This window comes from Streptomyces tuirus, assembly GCF_014701095.1.
GTDB lineage: Bacteria > Actinomycetota > Actinomycetes > Streptomycetales > Streptomycetaceae > Streptomyces > Streptomyces tuirus.
Map to the genome: position 1 here is coordinate 2,341,145 of NZ_AP023439.1, position 24,367 is coordinate 2,365,511.

Sequence of the window (24,367 nt, forward strand, 5' to 3'; positions counted from 1 at the left end):
CCACTTCCTACGCCTCGCGAGAGCCCTCGTACATCTCCTCGATCAGGTGCTTGTACTCCCGCTCCACCACCGGCCGCTTCAGCTTCAGGCTCGGCGTGATCTCACCGTGCTCGACGTCGAGGTCACGCGGCAGCAGCCGGAACTTCTTGATGGTCTGCCAGCGCTGAAGCCCCTCGTTGAGCTGCTTCACGTACCCGTCGACCATGTCGACGGTCACCTGCGCGGCGACGATCTCCGCGTACGGCTTCCCCTCGAGCCCGTTGTCCTTGGCCCACTCGGTGATCGCGGCCTCGTCGAGCGCGATCAGGGCCGTGCAGTAGTTCCGGTCGGCCCCGTGCACCAGGATGTTCGACACGTACGGGCAGACCGCCTTGAACTGCCCCTCGACCTCCGCCGGGGCGATGTACTTGCCGCCCGAGGTCTTGATGAGGTCCTTCTTGCGGTCGGTGATCCGCAGGTACCCGTCGGACGACAGCTCACCGATGTCCCCGGTGTGGAACCAGCCGTCCGCCTCCAGCACCTCGGCGGTCTTCTCGGGCAGCTTGTGGTAGCCCTCCATGATGCCCGGGCCGCGCAGCAGGATCTCCCCGTCGTCGGCGATCCGCACCTCCGTGCCGGGCAGCGGCTTGCCGACCGTGCCGGTGCGGTAGGCCTCGCCCGGGTTCACGAAGGACGCGGCCGAGGACTCGGTCAGGCCGTAGCCCTCCAGGATGTGGATCCCGGCGCCCGCGAAGAAGTAGCCGATCTCCGGCGACAGCGCGGCGGAACCCGAGACGCACGCCCGCAGGTTGCCACCGAAGGCCTCGCGGATCTTGCCGAAGACCAGCGCGTCGGCGACCTTGTGCCTGGCACCCAGCCCGAACGGCACGGACGCGGTCCCGGTCCGCCGGAAATTGTCCTGCGAGACCTTGGCGTACTCGCGGGCCACCCCGGCCGCCCACTGGAAGATCTTGTACTTGGCGCCGCCGCCGGCGCGGGCCTTCGCGGCCACGCCGTTGTAGACCTTCTCGAAGATGCGCGGTACGGCCGCCATGTACGTCGGCTGCACCACCGGCAGGTTCTCGATGATCTTGTCGACCCGGCCGTCCACGGCGGTGACGTGCCCGACCTCGATCTGTCCGGAGGTCAGCACCTTGCCGAAGACGTGCGCGAGCGGCAGCCAGAGGTACTGCACGTCCTCGGCGCCGACCAGCCCGGTCGCGGCGATCGCCTTCGCCATGTACGACCAGTTGTCGTGCGGCAGGCGCACGCCCTTGGGGCGGCCCGTGGTGCCGGAGGTGTAGATGAGGGTGGCCAGCTGGTCCTTGGTGATCGCGCCGACCCGCTCCTTGATCAGCTGGGGGTCCTTCTCCAGCCGGGCGGCGCCGCGCTTCTCCAGATCGTCCAGGGTGAGGATCCAGTCGGCGGTCTCGACACCGGCCGCGTCGATCACCACGACATGCGTCAGCTCGGGCAGCTCGGCACGCTTCTCCACTGCCTTGGCCAGCTGCTCGGCGTTCTCCGCGATCAGCACCCGGCTCTCGGAGTCCGACAGGATGTACGCGGACTCGTCGGCGTTGGTCTGCGGGTACACGGTGGTCGTGGCCGCGCCGGCGCACATGATGCCGAGGTCGGCCAGGATCCACTCGAGCCGGGTGCCGGCGGCGAGGGCGACGCGCTGCTCGGCCTGCACGCCCAGCTCGATGAGCCCCGCCGCGATGGCGTAGACCCGCTCGGCTGCCTGCCTCCAGCTCAGCGACTTCCACTCGTCCGGTCCCTGGCCTGCGGACGATGGGACCGGATACCGATAGGCCTCGGCGTCCGGCGTGGCCGCGACGCGCTCCAGGAAGAGGCCCGCCACGGAGGGCGGACGGTTCTCGATCAGGGTCTGTGTGTCGCTCACGACATCCTCCGGGGCCCGCGACGATGCGGCTGGCTCAGGTGCGGCTGGGTGGCACTCACGAGATGCAGGTCACGCCCGTTGTTTAACTCGTGAGTAACTATCGAGCAGGGATCAGAGTAAAGGGCGACCGGCCCCTGCGTAAGGGTCCGCGGCCTGTCACTTCGTACAGAGAGCTACCCCGGGAACGCACAGGGCCCGCCGCACTTTCGCACGACGAGCCCCTGTTCAACCCGGATTGCGGTGTAACCCACGGTAATCCGTGATTACTTCTTGCCCTTGCCCGACCCCGCGCTGTCATCACTGGAGAGGACCGCGATGAAGGCCTCCTGCGGAACCTCTACGGAACCCACCATCTTCATTCGCTTCTTGCCCTCCTTCTGCTTCTCCAGCAGCTTGCGCTTACGCGAGATGTCACCGCCGTAGCACTTGGCGAGGACGTCCTTGCGGATGGCGCGGATGGTCTCGCGGGCGATGACCCGGGAGCCGATGGCGGCCTGGATGGGCACCTCGAAGGCCTGCCGCGGAATGAGCTCGCGCAGCTTGGCGACGAGCCGCACACCGTAGGCGTACGCGGCGTCCTTGTGGGTGATCGCCGAGAAGGCGTCCACCTTGTCGCCGTGCAGCAGGATGTCGACCTTGACCAGGCTGGAGGTCTGCTCGCCGGTGGGCTCGTAGTCGAGCGAGGCGTAGCCGCGGGTCTTGGACTTCAGCTGGTCGAAGAAGTCGAAGACGATCTCCGCGAGCGGCAGGGTGTAGCGGATCTCGACCCGGTCCTCGGAGAGGTAGTCCATGCCGAGCAGGGTGCCGCGCCGGGTCTGGCACAGCTCCATGATCGAGCCGATGAACTCGCTGGGCGCCAGGATGGTGGCCCGCACGACCGGCTCGTAGACCTCCGAGATCTTGCCCTCGGGGAACTCGCTGGGGTTGGTGACCGTGTGTTCGGTGCCGTCCTCCATGAGGACGCGGTAGACCACGTTCGGCGCGGTGGCGATGAGGTCGAGGCCGAACTCGCGCTCCAGCCGCTCCCGGATCACGTCCAGGTGCAGCAGACCGAGGAAGCCGACGCGGAAGCCGAAGCCGAGGGCGGCGGAGGTCTCCGGCTCGTAGACCAGCGCGGCGTCGTTGAGCTGGAGCTTGTCCAGGGCCTCGCGCAGCTCCGGGTAGTCCGAGCCGTCCAGCGGGTAGAGGCCGGAGAACACCATCGGCTTGGGGTCCTTGTAGCCGCCGAGCGCCTCCTCGGCGCCCTTGTGCTGGCTGGTGACGGTGTCACCGACCTTGGACTGGCGGACGTCCTTCACACCGGTGATGAGGTAGCCCACCTCGCCCACGCCGAGGCCGTCGGCCGCCGTCATCTCCGGCGAGTTGGTGCCGATCTCCAGCAGCTCGTGCGTGGCGCCGGTGGACATCATCCGGATGCGCTCGCGCTTGTTGAGCTGACCGTCGATGACACGGACGTACGTCACGACACCGCGGTAGGAGTCGTAGACCGAGTCGAAGATCATCGCGCGGGCGGGCGCGTCCGCGACACCCACCGGCGGGGGGATCTCGGCGACGACCTTGTCGAGCAGCGCCTCGACGCCCAGGCCCGTCTTGGCGGACACCTTGAGCACGTCGTCGGGGTCGCACCCGACCAGGTTGGCGAGCTCCTCGGAGAACTTCTCGGGCTGCGCGGCCGGCAGGTCGATCTTGTTCAGCACGGGGATGATCTTGAGGTCGTTCTCCATCGCCAGGTAGAGGTTGGCGAGGGTCTGCGCCTCGATGCCCTGGGCGGCGTCGACCAGGAGGATGGTCCCCTCGCACGCGGCGAGCGACCGGGAGACCTCATAGGTGAAGTCGACGTGCCCGGGGGTGTCGATCATGTTCAGGATGTGCGTGTCGTTCTTGTCATGGGTGGGGGCCCACGGCAGACGCACCGCCTGTGACTTGATCGTGATGCCACGCTCGCGCTCGATGTCCATGCGGTCGAGGTACTGGGCGCGCATCTGCCGCTGCTCGACCACTCCGGTCAGCTGGAGCATCCGGTCGGCGAGCGTGGACTTGCCGTGGTCGATGTGCGCGATGATGCAGAAGTTGCGGATCAGAGCCGGGTCGGTACGGCTCGGCTCGGGCACGTGGCTGGGGATCGCGGGCACGCAGGGTCCTGATTCTTGAGGCGTCCGCAGTGTCTGCGGTCTCGGGTCGGATCGATACGTAGCCTCCATGGTCCCACGGGCGGGGACCACGGACGGGTTTGGGCCGCGGAAGGGGCCGCTGGTAGCCTGGGTGGCTGTGCCTCATGCCCTCTCGCAGAAGGCGCGACCTCAAGAAATCACCCGGTGCGGGATTCGTGCGGTGTCCGTACGGCCTCGTGCCAGAACCTGAGAAGGCTCATTCGTGGCGAACATCAAGTCCCAGATCAAGCGGATCAAGACCAACGAGAAGGCGCGGCTGCGCAACAAGGCCGTCAAGTCCTCCCTCAAGACCGCGATCCGCAGGGCCCGTGAGGCTGCTGCCGCGGGTGACGTCGAGAAGGCCACCGAGTACCAGCGCCTCGCCGCGCGTCACCTCGACAAGGCCGTCTCCAAGGGCGTCATCCACAAGAACCAGGCCGCCAACAAGAAGTCTGCGCTGGCTCAGAAGGTCGACGCGCTCAAGGGCTGACATCTGATGTGACGCCGGAGGGAATCGAGCGGGCCCTCTCTCATCCGCTCCCGTCCGGCACCCCGGATCCGCGCGCGGCCTGCGTTCGCCACGCGGGCGCGGATCCCGCAGCTTGAACCGAAGGCCCCGCTTTCCGCCCTTCCCCAGGGCGGCCGGCGGGGCCTTCGGCCTGTTCAGGACCAGAACGCGTTGTTCTTGTCGATGTCCTCGACGCATTCATCGAGGTCGGTGACCTTGTCGCCGACGATGCGGAAGATGATGCAGCCGGTGTCGTCGAGCCTCTTGCCGTTGCGCTCGGCCGTGAAGCGGGTCATGCCCACCGCGTGACCGCGGCCGTCGACAGCGATGCCGATCAGGTCCGCCTGCATCGTCCCGTTTGTCTCCGCACCGAGCCGTTCGTACATCTCGATGATCGAGTCCACCCCTTTGAAGTCGCCCGACAGCGGGTGATCGCCGGGCACGTGGTGGGTTGCGTCCCCCGCCATCAATCCGCGCAGGGTGTCCATGTCACCGCGCGAGAAGGCCTCGAACCCCCTGCGGACCAGCGCTGCGTGCGGGTGTTCAGCCATGACCCTCGCCACCTCTCCATCGCTCGGCGACGTACGGCTGATACACCCGATTCTCCTCTTCGGCAGGAGGAGGGCGACTCGATCACGGCACAGTGGACAGATGGACGCACACGACACGAGCGCACCGGCCCTGGTCCGCGCGGCGACCAGGCTCCCCGCCCAGGACCTGGAGCGGGCGCGGCGCTTCTACTCGGAGAAACTCGGTCTGGACCCCGTGGACGAACGCCCCGGCGGACTGCTCTACCGCTGCGGCGGCGCGGAGTTCGTGCTGTTCCGGTCCACGGGTGCCTCGCCCGGCACCTTCACGCAGATGGCGCTGGAGGTCCAGGACCTCGATGCGGCGGTCGCCGCGCTGAAGCGGCGCGGCGTGGTCTTCGAGGAGGTCGACGCCCCCGGCTTCCGCACCCGCGGCGGAATCGCCGAGATCGAGGGCAACTACCCGAGCAAGGGCGCACGCGGCGAACGCGGCGCCTGGTTCCACGACAGCGAGGGCAACCTGCTGGGGATGGGGGAGCCGGTGTTCTGAGGCAGTCCCTGCCGGCCAGGGCCCCGCTAGCCGCGTCCCCTGGAGCGGGCCGCCCTGGCGATGGTGACCACCGCCTTCTCCAGGGCGTACTCGGGGTCGTCGCCTCCGCCCTTCACCCCCGCGTCCGCCTCGGCCACGGCGCGCAGCGCGATCGACACGCCGTCCGGAGTCCAGCCGCGCATCTGCTGCCGCACCCGGTCGATCTTCCACGGCGGCATGCCGAGCTCCCGCGCGAGGTCGGCCGGGCGGCCCCCGCGGGCCGAGGACAGCTTGCCGATCGCCCGGACGCCCTGTGCGAGCGCGCTCGTGATCAGCACCGGCGCGACCCCGGTCGCCAGCGACCAGCGCAGCGCCTCCAGGGCCTCCGCCGCCCGCCCCTCGACCGCCCGGTCGGCGACGGTGAAGCTCGACGCCTCGGCCCGCCCGGTGTAGTACCGCCCGACGACCGCCTCGTCGATCGTCCCCTCGACATCCGCGACCAGCTGCGACACCGCCGAGGCCAGCTCCCGCAGATCGCTGCCGATCGCGTCGACGAGCGTCTGGCACGCCTCCGGCGTGGCGGATCTCCCCGTCGCCCTGAACTCGCCCCGCACGAACGCCAGCCGGTCCGCCGGCTTCGTCATCTTCGGGCAGGCCACCTCACGCGCCCCGGCCTTGCGCGCGGCGTCGAGCAGCCCCTTGCCCTTGGCCCCGCCGGCATGCAGCAGCACCAGGGTGATCTCCTCGGCAGGGGCCCCGAGGTACGCCTTCACGTCCTTGATCGTGTCGGCCGACAGATCCTGCGCGTTGCGCACCACCACGACCTTGCGCTCCGCGAAGAGCGACGGGCTGGTCAGCTCGGCGAGCGTGCCGGGCTGCAACTGGTCCGGGGTCAGGTCCCGTACGTCCGTGTCGGCGTCGGCAGCCTTCGCCGCGGCCACCACCTCCTGCACGGCACGGTCGAGGAGCAGGTCCTCCTGGCCCACGGCGAGCGTCACCGGGGCGAGGGGGTCGTCATTCGCAGTCTTCCTGGCCATCGCGCCAAGCATCCCACGCGCCACTGACAACGGATCCCGACGGACCGGGCCCTACCCCCCCGGGGGCCGCGGACGTGCGCGCACGCAGCACCGGGACGTACGCACACACGCCGGGCCGCTAGGACTCGCACACACGCCGGGAGCCGCAACGGCGCGCGCACGTGCCGGGGGCCGCGCTCTACGGCTCGCACACACGCCGGGAGCCGCTACGGCTCGGGCACAGGCCGGGGGCCGGTACGGCTCGCGCGCACACGCCGGGGGCGGATACGGCGCGCGCACGCTCCGGGGCCGTTACGGCTCCTCCCGCCAGCCCTCCCACTCGCCGGCCAGTCCGTCCAGCTCCGCGGGATCCAGGCGCTCGTCCTCGTCCCGCAGGACGACCAGCCACTGCGCGTCCTCGGCGTCGTCCTCACCGGCCAGCGCGTCCCGCACCAGCTGCGGCTCCTCGACGACCCCGAACCGCTCCCGCAGCGCCTCCACCACCTCTTCCGCGGCATCACGGTCGGGCAGCACCAGCACATGTCGCACATCACTCACGCCGGACATTGTCCGACACCGCGTCCCGGCCCGGCCGCCCAGCCCCTGCGCACGACCTGCACATCGAGGCCGACCACCCTGATGCTCGGCCCCACCATCGCGATGCCCCGCGCCAGGCAGACGACTACGCCGGATTTCGCAGCGTCGGCACCTTGTCGAGCTCGATCCCGAACCGCTCCCGGTACACCCCAAGGATCTCCTCATCCCTCTCCAGCTCCCGCTCCTCCCGCGTCCCGTCGGCCGCCGTCGCCGTGAGCCTGCGCCCGCTGAGCGTGATCCGCCCTCCCTCCTCCGTCACCCGCGAACAGACCAGCGACCGCGTGAAATGCGAGACCGGCGACGTGCTGTGCCACCACGCCCCGGCCACGAAGTCACCGAGCGCCCGCGGCCGCACTTCCAGGCGGTACTGCGCTCCGCCGTCCCGGAACACGTCCAGGTCCGCCGCCTCCACCGTGCCGTGCCCGCCGCGCACCCCGGCCGCGTCCGGCCCCGCCTCGACGATCCGGAACGTGCCCCCCGGGTCCTTCTGCTCGCCCCGGTCCCCGAACGCCAACGGCAGGTGGCTGTGCGCCCCGAACCCGACATCGGCCAGCCAGTCACCCCTGTCCACCGTCCGTACCCGCAGCGCGAGATGGTCGTACGGGATCCCGAGCCGTCCCCCGTCCCCGTACACCCGCCCCGCCAGCAGCGTCACGTCGTACCCCAGCGCGGCCAGCAACGCCCCGAAGGAGCCGTTGAGTTCGTAACAGAACCCGCCCCGCCGCGCCCCCACCACCTTGTCCAGCAGCCGCTTCTCCTCCAGCACGATCTCCTCGCCCAGATGGATCGAGAGGTTCTCGAACGGCACGGTCCGCAGGTGACGCAGGTGCAGTTCGCGCAGCGCGTCGACGGTGGGCCACGCCGGCTGCTCGGCTCCCAGTCGGCGCAGATAGGCATCAACCTGTGCTGAGTTCATGCCCTCAGTCTCGCGCCACCCTCAGCTCTCCGCCGCCTCCTGCGACCGCGAGCGCGCCGTCCCGGTCCGTCCGCAGCACCGCCGCGCCCCCGGCGCGCAGCGCCGCGACCGTGCCGGGCGCCGGGTGCCCGTAGGAGTTGCCCTCGCCGCAGGAGATGAGGGCCAGCCGCGGGGCCACCCGGCCTATGAGTCCCGGGTCCTGGTAGGCCGAGCCGTGGTGGGCGACCTTCAGCACGTCCACACCCTCCAGCGCCTCCGCCGCGGGTGACCTCGCCAGCGCCCGCTGCGCCGGGGGCTCCAGGTCTCCGAGGAGCAGCAGGCGCAGTCCGGCCGTGCGGACCAGCATGGCGACGCTGGCGTCGTTCGGCCCTTCCGGCACCGGCGGGTGGACCGGTGTGCCTCCTGGAGGCATCTGCGGCGGTCTCCCCTGCGGTGGCAGTAGGCCCGGCGGTGGCGGTGTCCCCGGCGGTGTCAGGGTCCACGGAGGCGAGTCCAGCGGCGGGCTCGGGGACGGGTTCGGCGGCGGGCTCGGGGGCGGGTCCGGCGGCGGCCACACCACCTGCCACGACAACTCCCCCGTCCGCCGCTGCTCTCCGGCCGCCGCCCGCGTCACGGGGATCCGCCGCGCCGCCGCCAGCCTCCGCACGAACGCGGCCTGGTCGGCGGGCTCTTCGAACCCCGTCGTCTCGATCGCGCCCACGGCCCGGCCACGCAGCACCCCGGGCAGGCCCGCCACGTGATCGGCGTGGAAGTGGGTGAGCACGACCAACGGGACCCTGCTGATGCCCAGTGAGCGCAGACAGTGGTCGACGAGCCGCGGGTCGGGCCCGGCGTCCACCACCACGCCGGTCCCCTCGCCCGCCGCGAGCACCATGGCGTCGCCCTGCCCCACGTCACACATCACCAGCCGCCAGCCCGGCGGCGGCCAGCCCGTGACCACCCGGGTCAGCGGCGGCGGCTGCACCACCACCAGCGCCAGCAGCAGTCCGCACACCGCGCACCACCAGGGATGCCCGAGCAGCCGCCGCCCGACGAGCACCACGACCAGGGTCACGGCCAGGAGCAGCGCCGCGCCCGCCCAACTGCCCGGCCAGTCCACTCCCCCGCCCGGCAGCGCCGCCCCGGCCCGGGCGATCCGCGCGATCCATCCGGCGGGCCAGTGCGCGCACCACGCGAGGGCCTCGGCCACCGGCATCGCCACCGGCGCCGTGGCCAACGCCGCGAACCCCAGCACGGTCGCCGGCGCGATCGCGAACTCCGCGAGCAGATTGCACGGCACGGCCACCAGACTCACCCGCGCCGACAGCACGGCGACGACGGGCGCGCACAGCGCCTGCGCGGCCGCCGCGGCACCCAGCGCCTCGGCCAGTCGCGGCGGTACCCCGCGCCGCCGGAGTCCGGCGCTCCAGCGCGGCGCGAGCGTGAGCAGGGCACCGGTCGCCACGACGGACAGCAGGAAACCGTAACTCCGCGCCAGCCACGGGTCGTACAGCACCAGCAGCAGGACCGCCGTCGCCAGCGCGGGGATCATCGACCTCCGGCGGCCGGTCGCCAGGGCGAGCAGCGCCACGGCTCCGCAGGCCGCGGCGCGCACCACGCTCGGATCCGGTCGGCACACGACGACGAAACCGAGCGAGAGCACGCCCCCGAGCACCGCCGTCCCGCGCAGGGAGATGCCGAGCCGAGGCGCGAGGCCCCGCCGCTCGACGTGCTGCGCCAGGCCCGGCGGGCCGAGCAGCAGCGCGAGGAGGATCGTGAAGTTGGCCCCGGACACGGCCAGCGTGTGTGTGAGGTCGGTCTCCTTGAACGCCTCCTCCAGCTCCGGAGTGATCCGCGAGGTGTCCCCGACCACGAGGCCGGGCAGCAGCGCCCGGGGGTCCGCCGGCAGCCCGTCGGTCGCCTCCCTCAGCCCGGTGCGCAGCCGCCCGGCGAGCCGCTGCGGCCCCGAGGGCTCCCCCACCACGTCCGGTGCGCCCTGGTCCCGCACCCGCAGCACGGCCGCGACCCGGTCGCCGCCCGTCATCGCGGGTGCCAGCCGCGCACTGACCCGCAGCCGCGTCGAGGGCAGCAGGCCGAGCCACGGTGACCGCCCCCGCCCACCGACGAACCGGCCGGGCGAAGCAGCGCCTACATCCACGATCACCAGCACCGGCGCCCGTGTCGTCACCGTGGTGCCGCCCGCCATCTGGAGGCGCCGCACATCGGCGTCGATCAGCACGGCCGTCGGAGCCACATGATCACCCCGGACCTTCGGCCGGGTGAGCCGCGGGTCGGATGTGAGCTCGACCTCGGCCGTCACCGTCGCGTACTCCCGCGCCAGGCCGGGCACGGGCCCCCGGCGCAGATCCGCCCCGTGCAGCCCGGCCGAGGCGGCGGCCGCCGCGACACACAGCAGCAGGGCGGCGGCGGAGGCACGCGGCCAGGACGCCACCCGGGCCCGCCGGGCCAACGGCAGCAGTCCGACGGCCACCAGGCAGCCGATCACGAGGCCGCACACCCACGCCGGAGACGCGTCCAGCGCCAGCGCCGCCGTGCCCCAGGCAGCCAGGGCGGGTGGTACGAGCCGCAGGTCCGTCGGGCCCTCCTGGCGTGGCCGGGCGGTGCCGAGACGGGTGCCGGAGGAGGCGTGCACGGGCGACCGGGTGGGACGGGGCGCGGATGAGGCCTCGTCGTCCTGCCGCGCCGGCGGGCCGGGGAGGCTCCTCATGGCCGTACGAGGTCGCGCAGGTCGGCGAAGCGGCGGTCGCCGATGCCGTTCACCTCACGCAGCTCGTCCACGGAACGGAAACCGCCGTGCTGCGTGCGGTAGTCGATGATGTGCTGCGCCAGCACCGGGCCGACGCCCGGCAGGGTGTCGAGCTGGTCCGCGGTGGCCGTGTTGAGGGAGACGGGGGCGGCCGGCGCAGCCGCCCCACCGGCCGGGCCGCCGGGAGCCGCACCACCACCCGCCCCGGCAGCCGGGGCGGGAGCCGGCCCTCCGACGATCACCTGCTCGCCGTCGACGAGGAACCGGGCGCGGTTGAGCCCGTCGGTGTCCGTGCCGGGCTTGACCCCGCCCGCCGCGTGCAGCGCGTCCGCGACCCGTGAGCCGGCCGGCAGCCGGTGGATCCCCGGGTCACGCACCTTGCCACCCACATCCACGACGATCTCGGGCGCGCCCGCCTTCGCGGACCCGGCGGAAGCCCCCGAGGCGGTGCTGGCAGCCGCCCCCGCGGCGCCCGGGCCGCCCTTCCCTCCGGCCTGCCCGCCCTCCTGCTCCGCCCCGAACGGCACCGCCGCCCGCACCACCTCCGGCGGCCGCACGGACTGGGTCCGGCCGGCCCAGAAGTGCTGCACGGCGAAGGCCGCGGCGACGACGAGCACCACCGTCAGTGCCACCACGCTCCGACGCTCCAGACCGCACCTGGCCTGCAACCACAGCGGCATGCGCTCCCGCAGCGCCGACCCCGCGCGCTCCCGCCAGGCTCCCCCACGCGCGCGGACGTCCTCGCCCCGGAGACCGCCTCTCGGTTCCGCCTCCAGGTCAGGGAGACCACCCATGGACTGCGCGAGCGCCGGACGGGCACCGAACCCCCGCGGTGTCTCGTCCAAGCCGACTGACCCCGGCGGCCCCTGCCCCGACTCCCGCCGCTCCCCGGGCGGTTCGACCGGTTCGGCCCGCCCAGGAGGCCCGCCCGGCCCTGCGTGCCCTGCGTCGCCTGCTTCACCTGCTTTGCCTGCGTCGCCTGCGTCGCCTGCGTCGCCTGCGTGCCCTGCGTCCCCTACGGGCCCCGTGTGCTCGCCGAACAACACCCCCGCGCGCCGCCGCAGTTCCTCCGCAGAGGCGTGACGCTGCCGGGCCCGCCCGCGCGCGACAGGCGGGCGGCGGTGATGACGGACGCGCCCGTCGGACGCCGGATGACGGCCCGGCCCACTGGTCGCGGTCGCTGTGCGTGAACGTGATCGAAGTGCCATGCGACGAGGATCGGCCACTCCGGTCCACTCGCGATGATCTTGGTCAATTCCCGGGGACAATCCCCCGGTTGTGGATAACTCCGCCACTCACACGGGCGGCCGGAGCCCCCAGCAACGTTCACCGGGGCGAAACCACGACCCCCAGCAGCCCGGGTCCCGTATGCGCCCCGATCACCGCCCCGACCTCGCTCACATGCAGATCGGCCAGCCCGGACAACCGGGTCCGCAGCCGGTCGGCGAGGGCCGACGCCCGGTCCGGGGCGGCGAGATGGTGGACGGCGACATCCACCTGGGCGCTGCCCGCGCGGTCGGCCGCGATCTCCTCGAGGCGGGCGATCGCCTTGGACGCGGTCCGTACCTTCTCCAGCGGCTCGATGCGGCCGTCGGCCAGTTGCAGCAGCGGCTTCACGGCCAGCGCCGAGCCCAGCAGGGCCTGGGTGGCGCCGATACGCCCGCCGCGCCGCAGGTAGTCGAGGGTGTCGACGTAGAAGTAGGCGGAGGTGCCGGCGGCCCTCTTCTCGGCGGCCGCGACCGCCTCGTCGACCGTGCCGCCCGACTCCGCGGCCTCCGCCGCGGCGAGCGCGCAGAACCCGAGCGCCATCGCGATCATGCCCGTGTCCACCACCCGCACCGGCACCGGCGCCTGCCGTGCGGCCACGACGGCGGCGTCGTAGGTCCCGGAGAGCTCGGCGGAGAGGTGGAGGGAGACGATGCCGGTGGCGCCGGACTCGGCGACCTTGCGGTAGGTCTCCTCGAAGACCGCGGGGCCGGGCCGCGAGGTCGTCACGGGGCGCCGCTTCTGCAAAGCCTGGGCCAGGGCCCGGGTCGAGATCTCGGTGCCCTCCTCCAGCGCCCGGTCGCCGAGGACCACGGTCAGAGGCACCGCGGTGATGCCGTGACGCTCCATCGTCCGGGTCGGCAGGTAGGCCGTTGAATCGGTGACGATCGCGACATGGCGGGACATGAGCTGGAGGTTACCTGCCGTAGTGCCCGTGCGGCAGCCCGGCCCCCGCGCCCTGCGGGGCCACTGGCCGGATCAAGTGGTGCTCTCAGGGCGGGGCTTCTTCTGCCAGGGGTACGCCGGGCGCGCCGCGGGCGGTGTGATGGCGGGCCGCGCCGGCTCCTGCTCGGGGCTCGGCTGCGCGGTGTCCGGCCAGGTCTGCCCGGCCGTGGTGGCATCGGCGGCGGGCGCCTCGGGCCAGGGCGGCGGCGCGGCGGACTGCGACGACGAGCCCGGCCGCGAGGAGGACGCGGGCTGCCCGGAGGATGCGGACGGCTGCGAGGAGGCGGGCTGCGGCTCCGGCGCCGTCCAGTGCCGCAGCGCCCCGGACTCCAGGTCGATCTGCGCGCTGAGCGAGTCCAGGTCGTCGTCCGCGAAGCGCCGGGCCCGGTCGCGGGCCGCCCAGCGCAGCGAGTCCGCCGAGTGCGTGATGCGTTCGGTGCGCTCGCGCAGCCCGGGCAGCCGCTCCCTGAGCGCGGCGCGGTCCGGCTCGGACTCCAGGCGCCTCAGCTCGCCGTCCAGCTCGTGCCCGTGCGCACTGAGCCGCTCGAAGAGGCCGAGGGACTCCTTCAAGGACTCGTCCTCGCCGACGCCCGCCTGCAGCGCGTCCTGCGTGGCCCGCATCGAGGTGCGCAGCTTCAGCCGGAGCTGGGCGAGTTCCCCCGCGGCGCCGGGCTGGGCGAAGGACTTGGCGCGCAGTGTGTGGTCCTCGACCGTGCGGCGGGCCTGGGTGATGCCGCGGTCCACGCCGCGCTTGGCGGCGCCGACCACCTTCACCGTGGCGTACACCCCGAGCCCGAGAAAGAGCACGAAGAGCAGGGCGAAGACTGCGATCACTGCTTCCACAAGGGCTCCTCCTCAGGACGTCGCGGCGCCTCACGTCGCTCTTCAACGGTAAACGCAAAGGGCAGGTCCGGAGTTCCAGAAAAACCCCGAACCTGCCCGTAGGGGACCACCCGGAGAGCGGTCCTGCCCGTAGGGGACCACCCGGAGAGCCGTCCTGCCCGTAGGGGACCACCCCGAGAGCGGTCCTGACCCAGCGGAGCACCCCCGAGAGCGGCCCTACGCCCGGCGGCTACGCCGGAACGATGTTCACCAGCTTCGGCGCGCGCACGATCACCTTCCGGATCCCGGCACCGCCCAGCGCGGCGACGACCTTCTCGTCGGCCAGCGCGACCTTCTCCAGCTCCTCGTCGGAGATCGACGGCGAGACCTCCAGCCGCGCCTTGACCTTGCCCTTGATCTGCACGACGCAGGTCACGGTCTCGTCGACGACGTACGCCGGGTCGGCCACCGGGAAGTCCTGGTGCACCACCGAGTCCGTGTGGCCCAGCCTGCGCCACAGCTCCTCGGCGATGTGCGGGGCCAGCGGCGCGACCATCAGGACCAGGGCCTCGGCGACCGGTCGGGTCACGGCCCCGCCCGTCTTGGTCAGGTGGTTGTTCAGCTCGGTGACCTTGGCGATGGCGGTGTTGAACCGCATGCCCTCCAGGTCACCGCGGACCCCGTCGATCGCCTTGTGCAGGGCGCGCAGCGTCTCCTCGTCGGTCTCGGCGTCGACGACGGTCGGCTCGCCGGTCGCCTCGTCGACGATGTTGCGCCACAGCCGCTGCAGCAGCCGGAACTGCCCCACCACCGCGCGCGTGTCCCACGGCCGGGAGACGTCCAGCGGGCCCATGGCCATCTCGTACAGGCGCAGCGTGTCGGCCCCGTACTCGGCGCAGATCTCGTCCGGAGTGACCGCGTTCTTCAGGGACTTGCCCATCTTGCCCAGCAGCCGGGAGACCTTCTCGCCCTGGTAGTAGTACGCGCCGTCGCGCTCCTCCACCTCGGCGGCCGGCACCGCGATGCCACGGCTGTCGCGGTAGACGTAGGCCTGGATCATGCCCTGGTTGAACAGCTTGTGGAACGGCTCCGCGGAGGAGATGTGCCCCAGGTCGTACAGGACCTTGGACCAGAAGCGCGCGTACAGCAGGTGCAGCACGGCATGCTCGGCCCCGCCGACGTACAGGTCGACACCGCCGTGCGGCATACCTTCGCGCGGGCCCATCCAGTACTGCTCGATCTCCGGGTCGACCAGCTTCTCGGAGTTGTGCGGGTCCAGGTAGCGCAGCTCGTACCAGCAGGAACCGGCCCAGTTGGGCATGGTGTTGGTCTCGCGGCGGTACTTGCGGGGACCGCGGCCGTCGCCCAGGTCCAGCGTGACGTTGACCCAGTCCTCGTTGCGCGACAGCGGCGTCTCGGGCTGGGTGTCGGCGTCGTCCGGGTCGAAAGTGCGCGGCGAGTAGTCGTCGACCTCGGGCAGCTCCAGGGGCAGCATCGACTCGGGCAGGGCGTGGGCGATGCCGTCCTCGTCGTAGACGATCGGGAAGGGCTCGCCCCAGTAGCGCTGGCGGCTGAACAGCCAGTCGCGCAGCCGGAAGTTGACGGTGCCCTCGCCGACGCCGGACCGCTCCAGCCACTCGGTGATGCGGGCCTTGGCCTCGGCGACGTCCAGGCCGTCGAGGCTCACCTGGTCGTTCGAGGAGTTGATGATCTTCGCGTCGTGCGACGAGAAGGCGTTCTCCCAGGTGGAGGTGTCCGTGCCGCGGCCGTCGGTCGGCTCGACGATGCAGTGGATCGGCAGCTCGAAGGCGCGCGCGAACTCGAAGTCGCGCTGGTCGCCGGCCGGGACGGCCATGATCGCGCCGGTGCCGTAGCCCATCAGGACGTAGTCGGCGATGAAGACCGGGACCTGCTCGCCGTTCACCGGGTTGGTGGCGTACGCGCCGATGAAGACGCCGGTCTTGTCCTTGGCCTCGGCCTGGCGCTCCACGTCGGACTTCGAGGCGGCCTGGGCGCGGTAGGCGGCGACGGCCTCACCGGGGGTCGCGTGGCCGCCGGTCCACACCTCGTGGGTGCCCTCCGGCCAGGCGGCCGGGGTGAACTTCTCGACCAGCGGGTGCTCGGGCGCCAGCACCATGTAGGTGGCGCCGAACAGGGTGTCGGGGCGGGTGGTGAAGACCGTGATGCGCTCGCCGTCGATGGGGAAGTCGACGCGGGCGCCCTCGGAACGGCCGATCCAGTTGCGCTGCTGCAGCTTGATGGCCTCGGGCCAGTCCAGCTCGGCCAGGTCGTCCAGCAGGCGGTCGGCGTAGGCGGTGATGCGCATGTTCCACTGGCGCAGCTTGGCCTTGAAGACGGGGAAGTTGCCGCGCTCGGAGCGGCCCTCGGCGGTGACCTCCTCGTTGGCCAGCACGGTGCCCAGCCCGGGGCACCAGTTGACGGGCGCGTCGGAGGCGTAGGCCAGCCGGAATTCGCCCAGGACGTCGGCCTTCTCCGCGGCGCTCAGCTCGCTCCACGCGCGCGTGTGGCCCGGTACGGGACGCTCACCGGACTCGAACTCGGCGACCAGCTCGGCGATCGGGCGGGCCCGGCCGGCGTCCTGGTCGTACCAGGAGTTGAAGATCTGCAGGAAGATCCACTGGGTCCACTTGTAGTAGTCCGGGTCGATCGTGGCGAACGACCGGCGCTTGTCGTGGCCCAGGCCCAGCCGGCGCAGCTGGGACTTCATGTTCTCCATGTTGGCTTCGGTGGACACGCGCGGGTGCGTGCCGGTCTGCACCGCGTACTGCTCGGCGGGCAGGCCGAAGGCGTCGAAGCCCAGGGTGTGCAGGACGTTGTGGCCGGTCATCCGCTGGAAGCGGGCGAAGACGTCCGTGGCGATGTAGCCCAGGGGGTGGCCGACGTGCAGGCCCGCACCGGAGGGGTACGGGAACATGTCCATGATGAACTTCTTGGGGCGGGCGACGATCTCCGGGTCACCGGCCAGGTCGCCCTTGGGGTTGGGCGCGGCGTAGGTGCCGTCGGCGTCCCAGAAGTCCTGCCAGCGTGCCTCGATCTCGGCAGCCATGGCGGCCGTGTAGCGGTGCGGCGCCGCCACCTCGGAGGTGACGGCGGGGTTCGTCTCGCTCATGATCCTCAAAGCTCCATCGATCGTCTCTGCCTGCGGCTGTCTGGTTCGAGAAACGAAAAATCCCCTCACACAGGAGGGGACGCCGCGCCGATGCCGGCCACTCGACTCGTCCGGTGGCCGGGACTGATCAGCGCGGCCCGCTAAGCAGAAGGCGTACGGCACGCATGGCGCTAGGGTACCGCAGGCCCTCAGGGCGTCGCGACGGGCTTCCCGGGCGTGCCCGGCGGCCCGCCGGGCACCGAAAGCCTGAACCAAGGTCAATAGTTACTTCGCGTAACAGCCGCTAAGGGACATCACAACGAGCACATTGTCCTTTGATAACAACGCAATAACTCAAACCTCGTACTGATCGGTATGGCTCCGCTTAGAGTTCGGCGCGGGACCGCTGCTTTCCCGAACCGCTCGGAGTTGCCCCCATGAACCCTCATCGCAGTACCACCTCCCTACACCCGCTCGCCGGGACGTGGGGAGGCTTGTCGTGAACCCCTACGACTCCACGGCAGACGACTCGTTCGCCGAGTTCCTCAACTTCGGTGCGGGCGTGTTGTCCCTCGTGTGTCTGACCTGCTCCGTGATCTGGGGCCTGGTCGCCCAGGACCGGATCCTCCTCGACACGCGCCGCCGCATCCTGGCGCAGGCCGTGCACCGGACCACGGCCGTCGCCTCGATCGTCTTCCTGCTGGTGCACATCGGCGTGAAGCTGGCGCTGGACCACACCTCGTGGATCGCCGCGGTGATCCCCTTCGGGCTGGCGTTCACCGACGAGGAACTGGTCGGGGGCAGGTCGTTCCTGATCGGGCTGGGCACCCTGGCGGGGATGCTCATGATCTTCGTGGGCATCACCGGCGTGCTGCGCAACCGCTTCGCGTCCCCCGCGCCCGTCGCGGCGCGCTGGCGGGCCATGCACATGCTGGCCTACCCGGCCTGGTGCGCCGCCCTGGTCCACGGGCTCTACGCGGGTCGCTCCGCCAAGCCGATCTTCGTGATCCTGTACTGCCTGTCCCTGGCCGGCGTGGCCGGAGCGCTCGCCCTGCGCGCGGCTCCGCGCCAGGTCAAGCGCCGGTTCGCCAACAAGCTCGCCTCGATCATCGGGCCCGGCGACGGCCCGGGCCGCAGGGACCTGGAGGAGAGCCGGGCCCGGGCGGCGGGCGGGTTCGCGCTCGGCGACCAGGGGGGCCGGGGAGCGTCCGCGCGCGACGCGGCGTCCCCCTCGGGGCCGCTGTACGAGAAGGCGGAGCGCGCCGCGGCCAAGGAACCGGCGAACGGCTTCGCCGCCGCCTACCGCGCCGTCTCGGGCCCTCCCCAGGGCGGGCAGGCCTTCGCGCCCGGGCCGACGACCAGCATGCAACTGCCGCTGGACATGCAGCCCACCGAGACCATCCCGACCGTGGACGGCTCCTCCAGCACCTCGGGCAGCTGGCCGATCCCGTCCCCGCCACCGGTCGGCGAGGCCCCGCCGTCGGCCTACGACCCGCTCCAGGACACGGGCTTCAACATCCCGCCCTACGACCCCCTCCAGGACACCGGACAAAGCATCCCGGGCTATGGCAATCCAGGCGCCGCCGGCTACGGATCGAGTGACGTGTACGACACGCGTGAGACGAACGCCGTCTACGACACGTACTACCCGAACGACACGTACAACAGCGGTCCCGCCAATGAACCAAACCCCGGTGCGTCCTATGACTTCGACACACCGGGATCGGGCGAACCTTGGAACACGCCTTCCGGAGGCTTTAAGTGAACGAGGCCCTGCCCGACGTACCCGAAGTCCGCGTGGTCGGCCTTCCCCAGCTCACGTCGGGCTTCGACCTTGTCGATCGGCTCGATCTGCCCATGCACCTCAAGGTGCACGGGCCGCTCGAGCCGATGGGCGGCGAGCAGCTCGCGCAACTCGCCGAAGGCATCAACCTGAAGGGCCGCGGCGGCGCGGGCTTCCCCTTCCACAAGAAGCTGCGCTCGGTCGCCGATGCGGCGATCAAGCGCGGCGTCCGGCCGGTCGTCGTCGTGAACGGCAGCGAGGACGAGCCGGCCTGCCGCAAGGACACGGTGCTGATCAACCGTGCCCCGCATCTGATCCTGGACGGCGCGCTGCTGTGCGCCGAGGCCCTGGGTGCCCGCACGCTCGTGGTGGGGGTCACCCGTGAGTCGACCCAGCGCTCCATGGAGGCCGCGCTCGCCGAACGCGGGCTCAGCAACGGCCGCCGGTCGGCGCTGCGCGCGCGTGTGCAGCGCAATCCGGTCCGCATGGTCACCGGCGCCGCGGCGTCGCTGATCCGCTCGATCGACGGCGGCCCCGCCGTCCCACCCGGCCGCAAGGTCAGCGCCTCGCAGAACGGCGTCGGCGGCGCCCCCACGCTGCTGTCCAACGCCGAGACCTTCGCCCAGCTCGCGATCGCCGCCCGCATCGGCCCGGAGCGCTACGGCAACACCGGCCTGTACGACGAGCCGGGCACCGTCATGCTCACGGTCTCCGGCGCGGTCGCCCGCCCCATGGTGATCGAGGTCCCGACGGGTGTGCCGCTGCGGTACGTCCTGCAGCTCGCCGGCGCGCCGCCGGTGCCGCAGGGCGTGCTCACCGGCGGTTACCACGGCAAGTGGATCGACGCGGCGACGGTGAACGAGGCGGTCGTCTCCCGCAACTCCCTGGACGCCGTGGGCGGCGCACTGGGCGCCGGCGCGATTCTGCCGATCACTCAGGAAACCTGCCCGCTGGGCGAGTCGCTGCGGGTGGCGCAGTGGCTGGCCGAGGAGAGCGCGGGCCAGTGCGGCCCCTGCTACCTCGGTCTGCCGGCCGCCGCACGCGGTCTGGAGGACATCCTCAACGGCGGCGGGCCGGCCGCCCTGGAGGCGCTCAAGCAGGTCGCCAAGAACGTGAAGCGGCGCGGCGCGTGCTCGCACCCGGACGGCTCCGCGATGTTCATCGAGTCGACCATCAAGGCCTTCACCGACGACCTGGCCGCCCATGTCCTCGGCAACGGCTGCGGACGGCCCGTGGAGGGCGTTCTGCCGCTCTTCGAGGGGGGCAGGGCCCCCACGGGTATCCCGGGCGGCGGCGAGTCCGAGGAGAACGGCCCCAGCCGTCAGAAGATCTACGTGGACTGGACGCTGTGCCGGGGCCACGGGCTCTGCGCGGACATCCTCCCCGAGGTGTTCCAGCTGGGCGCCGACGGCTTCCCGACCGTGGCACAGGCCCAGGTCCCGCGGTACGCCGAGGCCAAGGCTCTACGCGCGGTGCGCCGCTGCCCGGCACTGGCGCTGCGCGTCGAGGAGGCGAGCGAGCGGGGAGCGCCGTCCCGCAACCTCCCGGTCCTCTCCCAGGGCCGCGGCCGCCGCGCTCTCGGCCGCTGAGCACGGACACGGCGGGCCCCGCTGGGCCCGCCGTGAGCACACCCGGGCCCCGCGCACGCAAGACCACGCACATCAAGAAGGCGGGCCATCCGAATCGGATGGCCCGCCTTCTCATCTGCTGTGGAGCTAAGGAGAATTGAACTCCTGACCTCCTGCATGCCATGCAGGCGCTCTACCAACTGAGCTATAGCCCCTTGCCAGTGCTCCTCCGGGTTTCCCCGGCGGCGACGCCAACATTACTGGCCCACCAGGCCCAACACCAAATCGGTTTCACTTCGCCCGAAATGCCCGTTATGCCGTGACGAACGAGTAGAACCGCTTGAGCGTGCAGTGCTCCTCCAGGAGCCGGCCGTAGATCGGCTCGCCCTCCAACTCGCGGTACGTCTCGATCGGGTCGCCTTTTATGATCAGCGCCCGCGCGCATTCCTCGCACCAGTACTGGTAGTCGGGATTGATCGGCTCCATGTCGCGGACGATCGGAGTCCCGCTGCCGCACCAGTCGCACTTCCGCCTGTGTGCACCCATCGATCAGCTCCAGCTGTGGCCGCAGGCCGTGCACACGTAGGAAATCCCGCCGTTGTCGCCGAGCATCTGGGCCACGTGCGCGGAACCGCAGGAAGGGCAGCTGAGACGGGTGGACATCTCCCGTGTGAACGCTGCCGCGAGGAGGTGGTCGACCTCCTCGCGGATGCTCGCAGGCATCGCTACTCCTCCCGTCGGGCCGCGCCCCCTTCCGGCCGTTTGATTCTGCCACGGCCGGACCAATACGGTCAGCGACGCCTCAGTACCAGTCCGGACACGGCACCCGGCGGGGCCGTAGAGGTATACGCCTCAGCGAGCCCGAGTGACTCAAGCCGGAGCACGAAAAATCCCGCCCCCTGTGCGGGAACGGGATCTTGACGTGGAGCTAAGGAGAATTGAACTCCTGACCTCCTGCATGCCATGCAGGCGCTCTACCAACTGAGCTATAGCCCCTTGTGCTCTCCCCGCTCGGCGGGGCGAACAAGAAGAACTTTAGCCTGCGACCTGCCGGAAAGTGAAATCCGGGGTCAGTCGTCGTCGCCGAGCACCGGTTCCGGCAGGGTGCCGGCGTTGTGCTCCAGCAGACGCCAGCCGCGGGCGCCTTCGCCGAGCACGGACCAGCAGCAGTTGGAGAGTCCGCCGAGGCTCTCCCAGTGGTGGGGCTCGAGACCCAGCAGACGGCCGATCGTGGTGCGGATCGTGCCGCCGTGGCTGACCACCACGAGTGTGCCGTCCTTGGGCAGCTTCTCGGCGTGCCGGAGCACCACGGGGGCGGCGCGGTCGGCGACCTCGGTCTCCAGTTCGCCGCCGCCGCGGCGGACGGGCTCGCCGCGCTTCCACGCGGCGTACTCCTCGCCGTACCGGGCGATGATCTCCTCGTGCGTCAGGCCCTGCCAGACGCCCGCGTAGGTCTCACGCAGCGCCTCGTCGTGGGTGACCTCGAGACCGGTCAGCGCGGCCAGCTCGGCGGCCGTGGCCGCGGCGCGCCGGAGATCGGAGGCGACGATCGCGTCCGGCTTGAGGGAGGCGAGCAGCCGGGCGGCGCGGCGGGCCTGGGCGAGACCGGTCTCGGTCAGCTCGACGTCCGTGGTGCCCTGGAAACGGCGCTCCACGTTCCACGAGGTCTGGCCGTGCCGCCACAGGATGACGCGACGGCCACGGCCCGTCCCGGCGGACGCCTCACCGAAGGAGGTCACCGCCAGTCACCGTCCAGCTCCGCCGCCTCCTCGGCCGCCTGCAGCTTGGCGTGCTCCTCGGCCTTCCCGCGGGTGGCCCTGGCCTCCTCGGGCAGCTCGACCTCGGGGCAGTCCTTCCACAGGCGCTCCAGGGCGTAGAAAACGCGCTCCTCGCTGTGCTGGACGTGGACGACGATGTCGACGTAGTCGAGCAGGACCCAGCGGGCCTCGCGGTCGCCCTCGCGACGCACCGGCTTGGCGCCGAGTTCCTTCGAGAGGCGCTCCTCGATCTCGTCGACGATCGCCTTGACCTGGCGGTCGTTGGGCGCCGAGGCCAGCAGGAAGGCGTCCGTGATGGACAGCACGTCACTGACGTCGTAGGCGACGATGTCGTGGGCCAGCTTGTCGGCGGCCGCCTGGGCGGCGGTGTTGATCAGCTCGTGAGAGCGGTCGGTCACGGTCACTGCATGGCTTTCGGTCGGCGGACACTTGACACCAAGGGTCTCACGGACCGCGGCAAGCCCCCCACGCGATGACGGGGATCACGTGGGGAGCGCGCCGACGGCGGCTAGCCGGCGGACGGCGTGTAGTCCTGGCCGAGGACCACGGAGACGTCCGAGCTCCCCGAGGTCTTGCCCTTGGTGACGGAGCCAGCCGACAGGCCGAGGGTCTTGGCGACCTCGGCGGCGTTCGCCTTGTCGGCGGCATCGGCGTAGACGACCTGGGACGTGGCCCGGGCGGTGCCGGTGCCGCCCTCCAGGAAGGTGAAGCCGCCGTTGAGGAGCACGACGCGGGCCTTCTCGGTGTTGTCCTTGACGCCGGTGGCGTTCTGCACCGAGACGCTGACGGCGGCGTCCTTGTCGGGGCTCTTGGCGCTGCCGCCGAGGACGTTCTTGACGACCCGCGCGCTCGCCTGGGCGCTGAGGGTGCCGTCGTTCTGGACGGGCAGCAGGTCGGTGGTGACGTCGCCGCCCTTGGCGAGGTCGGAGAGCCCGGCGAGGAAGGTGCCGAGGTCCTTGTCGGTGAGGGACGGGTCGAGGATCTGGGCGAGGGTCTGGATGGTGGTCGTCGCGGCCTGCGGGTCGGAGGACATCTTGCGCAGGACGCCCTGCATGACCTGCCCGAAGCGCTCCAGCTGGGCGTTCTGGGCCTCGCCGGGAGCGCGGTGGGTGGCGTAGGCGACCGCCGTCTTGCCGCTCAGGGTCTGGTCCCGGCCCTTGTTGACCAGCGGGGCCTCGCCCTTCTTCTTGGCGGCGGGGTCGGGCACGTCGGTGTTCGTGTCGACGTCGATGGTGCCGACGAGGTCGACGAGGTTCTGCAGGTAGGGGGTGTCCAGGCGCCAGGTGCCCTCGATGTCGGTGCCGAGGACCGTGTCGAGCGCGTCGCGGGTGCCGTCGGAGCCGTCGTCCTCGACCGACTTGGCGAGCGTCGTCGTGGTGCCGTCGTCGCTGGTCAGGGCGAGGGAGTTGGGTACCAGGACGGTGGTGCCCCGCTCGGTGGTGGTGTTGTCGACGAGGAGGGCCGTGGAGGTGCCTCCGCCCTTGGTGTCGTGCAGGTGGACGACGATCACGTCGCGCTTCTGGGCGCCCGCGGCCGTCGCCGAGCCCGTCTTGGAGTCCTCGGAGGACAGGCCGGGCAGCTTGCCCGTGTACCAGAGCCAGCCGACGCCGCCGGCCGCGACGAGCGCCAGGACGACCGTCAGGACCACGATCCTGCCGCGGGCCCGGCGCCGGGCCTCCTCGCGGCGTTCGGTGCGGTTCTCGGTGAACTTCAGCCAGTCGATGACGTCTTCGGAGTTGGCGTCCGGTTCCTCGACGAAGGCGAACTGCTCGGTGTGGTACTCCCGTTGCGGCTCGGCGGGGGCTTCCCGGTCGTGGTCGGGAGCGGCCTGCTGCGGGATGTGGGCGGTCTGTTCGGCGACCCGCGGCTGCCGGCCGGTGGTACCGGCGGTGCTCTGGCCGTACGGGTCGTGCGGGGCGCCCTGCACGGCTTCGCCCTGGTGCGTGGCGGTGCCGTACGGGTCGTAGGAGCCGTAGTCGGGGGCGGACTGCCCTCCGGTGCCGTAGTCGTAGGCGGGCGGGGACTGCTGCCCCTGCTGGGCGTAAGAGCCGTAGCCGTAGCCCTGCTGGTGCTGCTGGGTGTACGGGTCGTAGGTCTGCTGCTGGGTCTGCCGCGTCGGGACCTGCCGGTAGACAGGCCGGCCGTACTCGTCGTAGCCGACCAGCTCGTACTGGTCGGCGCCGTATCCCGCGGCCTCCGCGTCGTATCGGTCGTTCACCGGTGCC

The 24,367-nt window shown here is 71.5% G+C and carries 20 protein-coding genes and 2 tRNA genes; 4 read left to right on the forward strand and 18 right to left on the reverse strand.

Annotated elements, in window-relative coordinates; all coding sequences use genetic code 11:
• Positions 1–7: 7 nt before the first annotated feature.
• Positions 8–1,882: an AMP-dependent synthetase/ligase gene (locus IGS69_RS10865; RefSeq protein ID WP_190898609.1), complete on the reverse strand. Its 1,875-nt coding sequence runs from the start codon at positions 1,880–1,882 to the stop codon at positions 8–10.
• A 263-nt stretch (positions 1,883–2,145) separates the two neighbouring features.
• A complete protein-coding gene (lepA, locus tag IGS69_RS10870; RefSeq protein ID WP_190898611.1) occupies positions 2,146–4,014 on the reverse strand; it encodes a translation elongation factor 4 in 1,869 nt (622 codons plus the stop codon).
• A gap of 241 nt (positions 4,015–4,255) precedes the next feature.
• Here lepA and rpsT point away from each other — a divergent pair, with 241 nt between their 5' ends.
• Positions 4,256–4,522: a 30S ribosomal protein S20 gene (gene rpsT / locus IGS69_RS10875; RefSeq protein WP_190898613.1), complete on the forward strand. Its 267-nt coding sequence runs from the start codon at positions 4,256–4,258 to the stop codon at positions 4,520–4,522.
• A 173-nt stretch (positions 4,523–4,695) separates the two neighbouring features.
• Here the strand turns inward: rpsT and IGS69_RS10880 are convergent, their stop codons facing one another.
• A complete protein-coding gene (locus IGS69_RS10880) occupies positions 4,696–5,091 on the reverse strand; it encodes a nuclear transport factor 2 family protein (protein WP_190898615.1) in 396 nt (131 codons plus the stop codon).
• 100 nt (positions 5,092–5,191) lie between these two features.
• On the opposite strand from IGS69_RS10880, the gene IGS69_RS10885 reads away from it, so the two are divergent.
• Positions 5,192–5,617, forward strand: coding sequence for a VOC family protein (locus tag IGS69_RS10885; RefSeq protein ID WP_190898617.1), 426 nt, complete (start codon positions 5,192–5,194; stop codon positions 5,615–5,617).
• A gap of 26 nt (positions 5,618–5,643) precedes the next feature.
• Here IGS69_RS10885 and holA read toward each other — a convergent pair whose 3' ends face one another.
• The 8 genes from holA to leuS form a co-directional block, all read right to left on the reverse strand.
• Complete coding sequence (gene holA / locus IGS69_RS10890; protein ID WP_190898619.1) at positions 5,644–6,633, reverse strand: DNA polymerase III subunit delta; 990 nt, start codon at positions 6,631–6,633, stop codon at positions 5,644–5,646.
• Between the two features lie 291 nt (positions 6,634–6,924).
• The gene (locus IGS69_RS10895; RefSeq protein WP_097222973.1) at positions 6,925–7,170 is read right to left on the reverse strand and encodes a hypothetical protein; all 246 of its coding nucleotides are present in this window, start codon (positions 7,168–7,170) and stop codon (positions 6,925–6,927) included.
• 124 nt (positions 7,171–7,294) lie between these two features.
• Positions 7,295–8,125: an arylamine N-acetyltransferase family protein gene (locus tag IGS69_RS10900; protein ID WP_190898621.1), complete on the reverse strand. Its 831-nt coding sequence runs from the start codon at positions 8,123–8,125 to the stop codon at positions 7,295–7,297.
• A gap of 4 nt (positions 8,126–8,129) precedes the next feature.
• A complete protein-coding gene (locus tag IGS69_RS10905) occupies positions 8,130–10,832 on the reverse strand; it encodes a ComEC/Rec2 family competence protein (protein WP_190898623.1) in 2,703 nt (900 codons plus the stop codon).
• Complete coding sequence (locus tag IGS69_RS10910) at positions 10,829–12,079, reverse strand: ComEA family DNA-binding protein (protein ID WP_190898625.1); 1,251 nt, start codon at positions 12,077–12,079, stop codon at positions 10,829–10,831. The genes IGS69_RS10905 and IGS69_RS10910 overlap by 4 nt, the downstream gene beginning before the upstream one ends.
• A gap of 118 nt (positions 12,080–12,197) precedes the next feature.
• Positions 12,198–13,043, reverse strand: a complete 846-nt coding sequence (locus IGS69_RS10915; protein WP_190898627.1) for a DegV family protein — start codon at positions 13,041–13,043, stop codon at positions 12,198–12,200.
• 72 nt (positions 13,044–13,115) lie between these two features.
• Positions 13,116–13,925, reverse strand: coding sequence for a hypothetical protein (locus tag IGS69_RS10920; protein ID WP_190898629.1), 810 nt, complete (start codon positions 13,923–13,925; stop codon positions 13,116–13,118).
• A gap of 229 nt (positions 13,926–14,154) precedes the next feature.
• Positions 14,155–17,034 carry a leucine--tRNA ligase gene (gene leuS / locus IGS69_RS10925; protein WP_190898631.1) on the reverse strand — a complete coding sequence of 960 codons (2,880 nt, stop codon included), beginning with the start codon at positions 17,032–17,034 and terminating at the stop codon, positions 14,155–14,157.
• Between the two features lie 478 nt (positions 17,035–17,512).
• On the opposite strand from leuS, the gene IGS69_RS10930 reads away from it, so the two are divergent.
• Positions 17,513–18,778: a ferric reductase-like transmembrane domain-containing protein gene (locus tag IGS69_RS10930; RefSeq protein WP_190898632.1), complete on the forward strand. Its 1,266-nt coding sequence runs from the start codon at positions 17,513–17,515 to the stop codon at positions 18,776–18,778.
• Entirely contained in the window at positions 18,775–20,385 is a 1,611-nt protein-coding gene (locus tag IGS69_RS10935; RefSeq protein WP_190898633.1) for an NADH-quinone oxidoreductase subunit NuoF family protein, read from the forward strand. Before IGS69_RS10930 ends, IGS69_RS10935 begins: the two co-directional genes overlap by 4 nt.
• Before the next feature lie 121 nt (positions 20,386–20,506).
• Here the strand turns inward: IGS69_RS10935 and IGS69_RS10940 are convergent.
• The 7 genes from IGS69_RS10940 to IGS69_RS10970 all read right to left on the reverse strand — a co-directional run bounded on the left by IGS69_RS10940 (position 20,507) and on the right by IGS69_RS10970 (position 24,360).
• Positions 20,507–20,579: transfer RNA gene (locus IGS69_RS10940), tRNA-Ala, on the reverse strand.
• Positions 20,580–20,676: 97 nt separating this feature from the next.
• The gene (locus tag IGS69_RS10945; RefSeq protein ID WP_006136074.1) at positions 20,677–20,910 is read right to left on the reverse strand and encodes a hypothetical protein; all 234 of its coding nucleotides are present in this window, start codon (positions 20,908–20,910) and stop codon (positions 20,677–20,679) included.
• Between the two features lie 3 nt (positions 20,911–20,913).
• Entirely contained in the window at positions 20,914–21,087 is a 174-nt protein-coding gene (locus tag IGS69_RS10950; protein WP_190898634.1) for a hypothetical protein, read from the reverse strand.
• 200 nt (positions 21,088–21,287) lie between these two features.
• Positions 21,288–21,360: transfer RNA gene (locus tag IGS69_RS10955), tRNA-Ala, on the reverse strand.
• A 74-nt stretch (positions 21,361–21,434) separates the two neighbouring features.
• Positions 21,435–22,109 carry a histidine phosphatase family protein gene (locus IGS69_RS10960; RefSeq protein ID WP_385862215.1) on the reverse strand — a complete coding sequence of 225 codons (675 nt, stop codon included), beginning with the start codon at positions 22,107–22,109 and terminating at the stop codon, positions 21,435–21,437.
• Positions 22,100–22,546 carry a ribosome silencing factor gene (gene rsfS / locus IGS69_RS10965; RefSeq protein ID WP_190898636.1) on the reverse strand — a complete coding sequence of 149 codons (447 nt, stop codon included), beginning with the start codon at positions 22,544–22,546 and terminating at the stop codon, positions 22,100–22,102. The genes IGS69_RS10960 and rsfS overlap by 10 nt, the downstream gene beginning before the upstream one ends.
• A 104-nt stretch (positions 22,547–22,650) precedes the next feature.
• On the reverse strand, positions 22,651–24,360 hold the full coding sequence (locus IGS69_RS10970) for an LCP family protein (RefSeq protein WP_190898637.1): 1,710 nt from the start codon (positions 24,358–24,360) through the stop codon (positions 22,651–22,653).
• Positions 24,361–24,367 lie beyond the last annotated feature (7 nt).

Bases quoted from the DNA above. Each gene is read 5' to 3' on its own strand.
- IGS69_RS10880 (WP_190898615.1), bottom strand. From the start codon at position 5,091: ATGGCTGAACACCCGCACGCAGCGCTGGTCCGCAGGGGGTTCGAGGCC.
- IGS69_RS10885 (WP_190898617.1), top strand. From the start codon at position 5,192: ATGGACGCACACGACACGAGCGCACCGGCCCTGGTCCGCGCGGCGACC.
- holA (WP_190898619.1), bottom strand. From the start codon at position 6,633: ATGGCCAGGAAGACTGCGAATGACGACCCCCTCGCCCCGGTGACGCTC.
- IGS69_RS10900 (WP_190898621.1), bottom strand. From the start codon at position 8,125: ATGAACTCAGCACAGGTTGATGCCTATCTGCGCCGACTGGGAGCCGAG.
- IGS69_RS10905 (WP_190898623.1), bottom strand. From the start codon at position 10,832: ATGAGGAGCCTCCCCGGCCCGCCGGCGCGGCAGGACGACGAGGCCTCA.
- IGS69_RS10910 (WP_190898625.1), bottom strand. From the start codon at position 12,079: ATGGCACTTCGATCACGTTCACGCACAGCGACCGCGACCAGTGGGCCG.
- IGS69_RS10915 (WP_190898627.1), bottom strand. From the start codon at position 13,043: ATGTCCCGCCATGTCGCGATCGTCACCGATTCAACGGCCTACCTGCCG.
- leuS (WP_190898631.1), bottom strand. From the start codon at position 17,034: ATGAGCGAGACGAACCCCGCCGTCACCTCCGAGGTGGCGGCGCCGCAC.
- IGS69_RS10945 (WP_006136074.1), bottom strand. From the start codon at position 20,910: ATGGGTGCACACAGGCGGAAGTGCGACTGGTGCGGCAGCGGGACTCCG.
- IGS69_RS10950 (WP_190898634.1), bottom strand. From the start codon at position 21,087: ATGCCTGCGAGCATCCGCGAGGAGGTCGACCACCTCCTCGCGGCAGCG.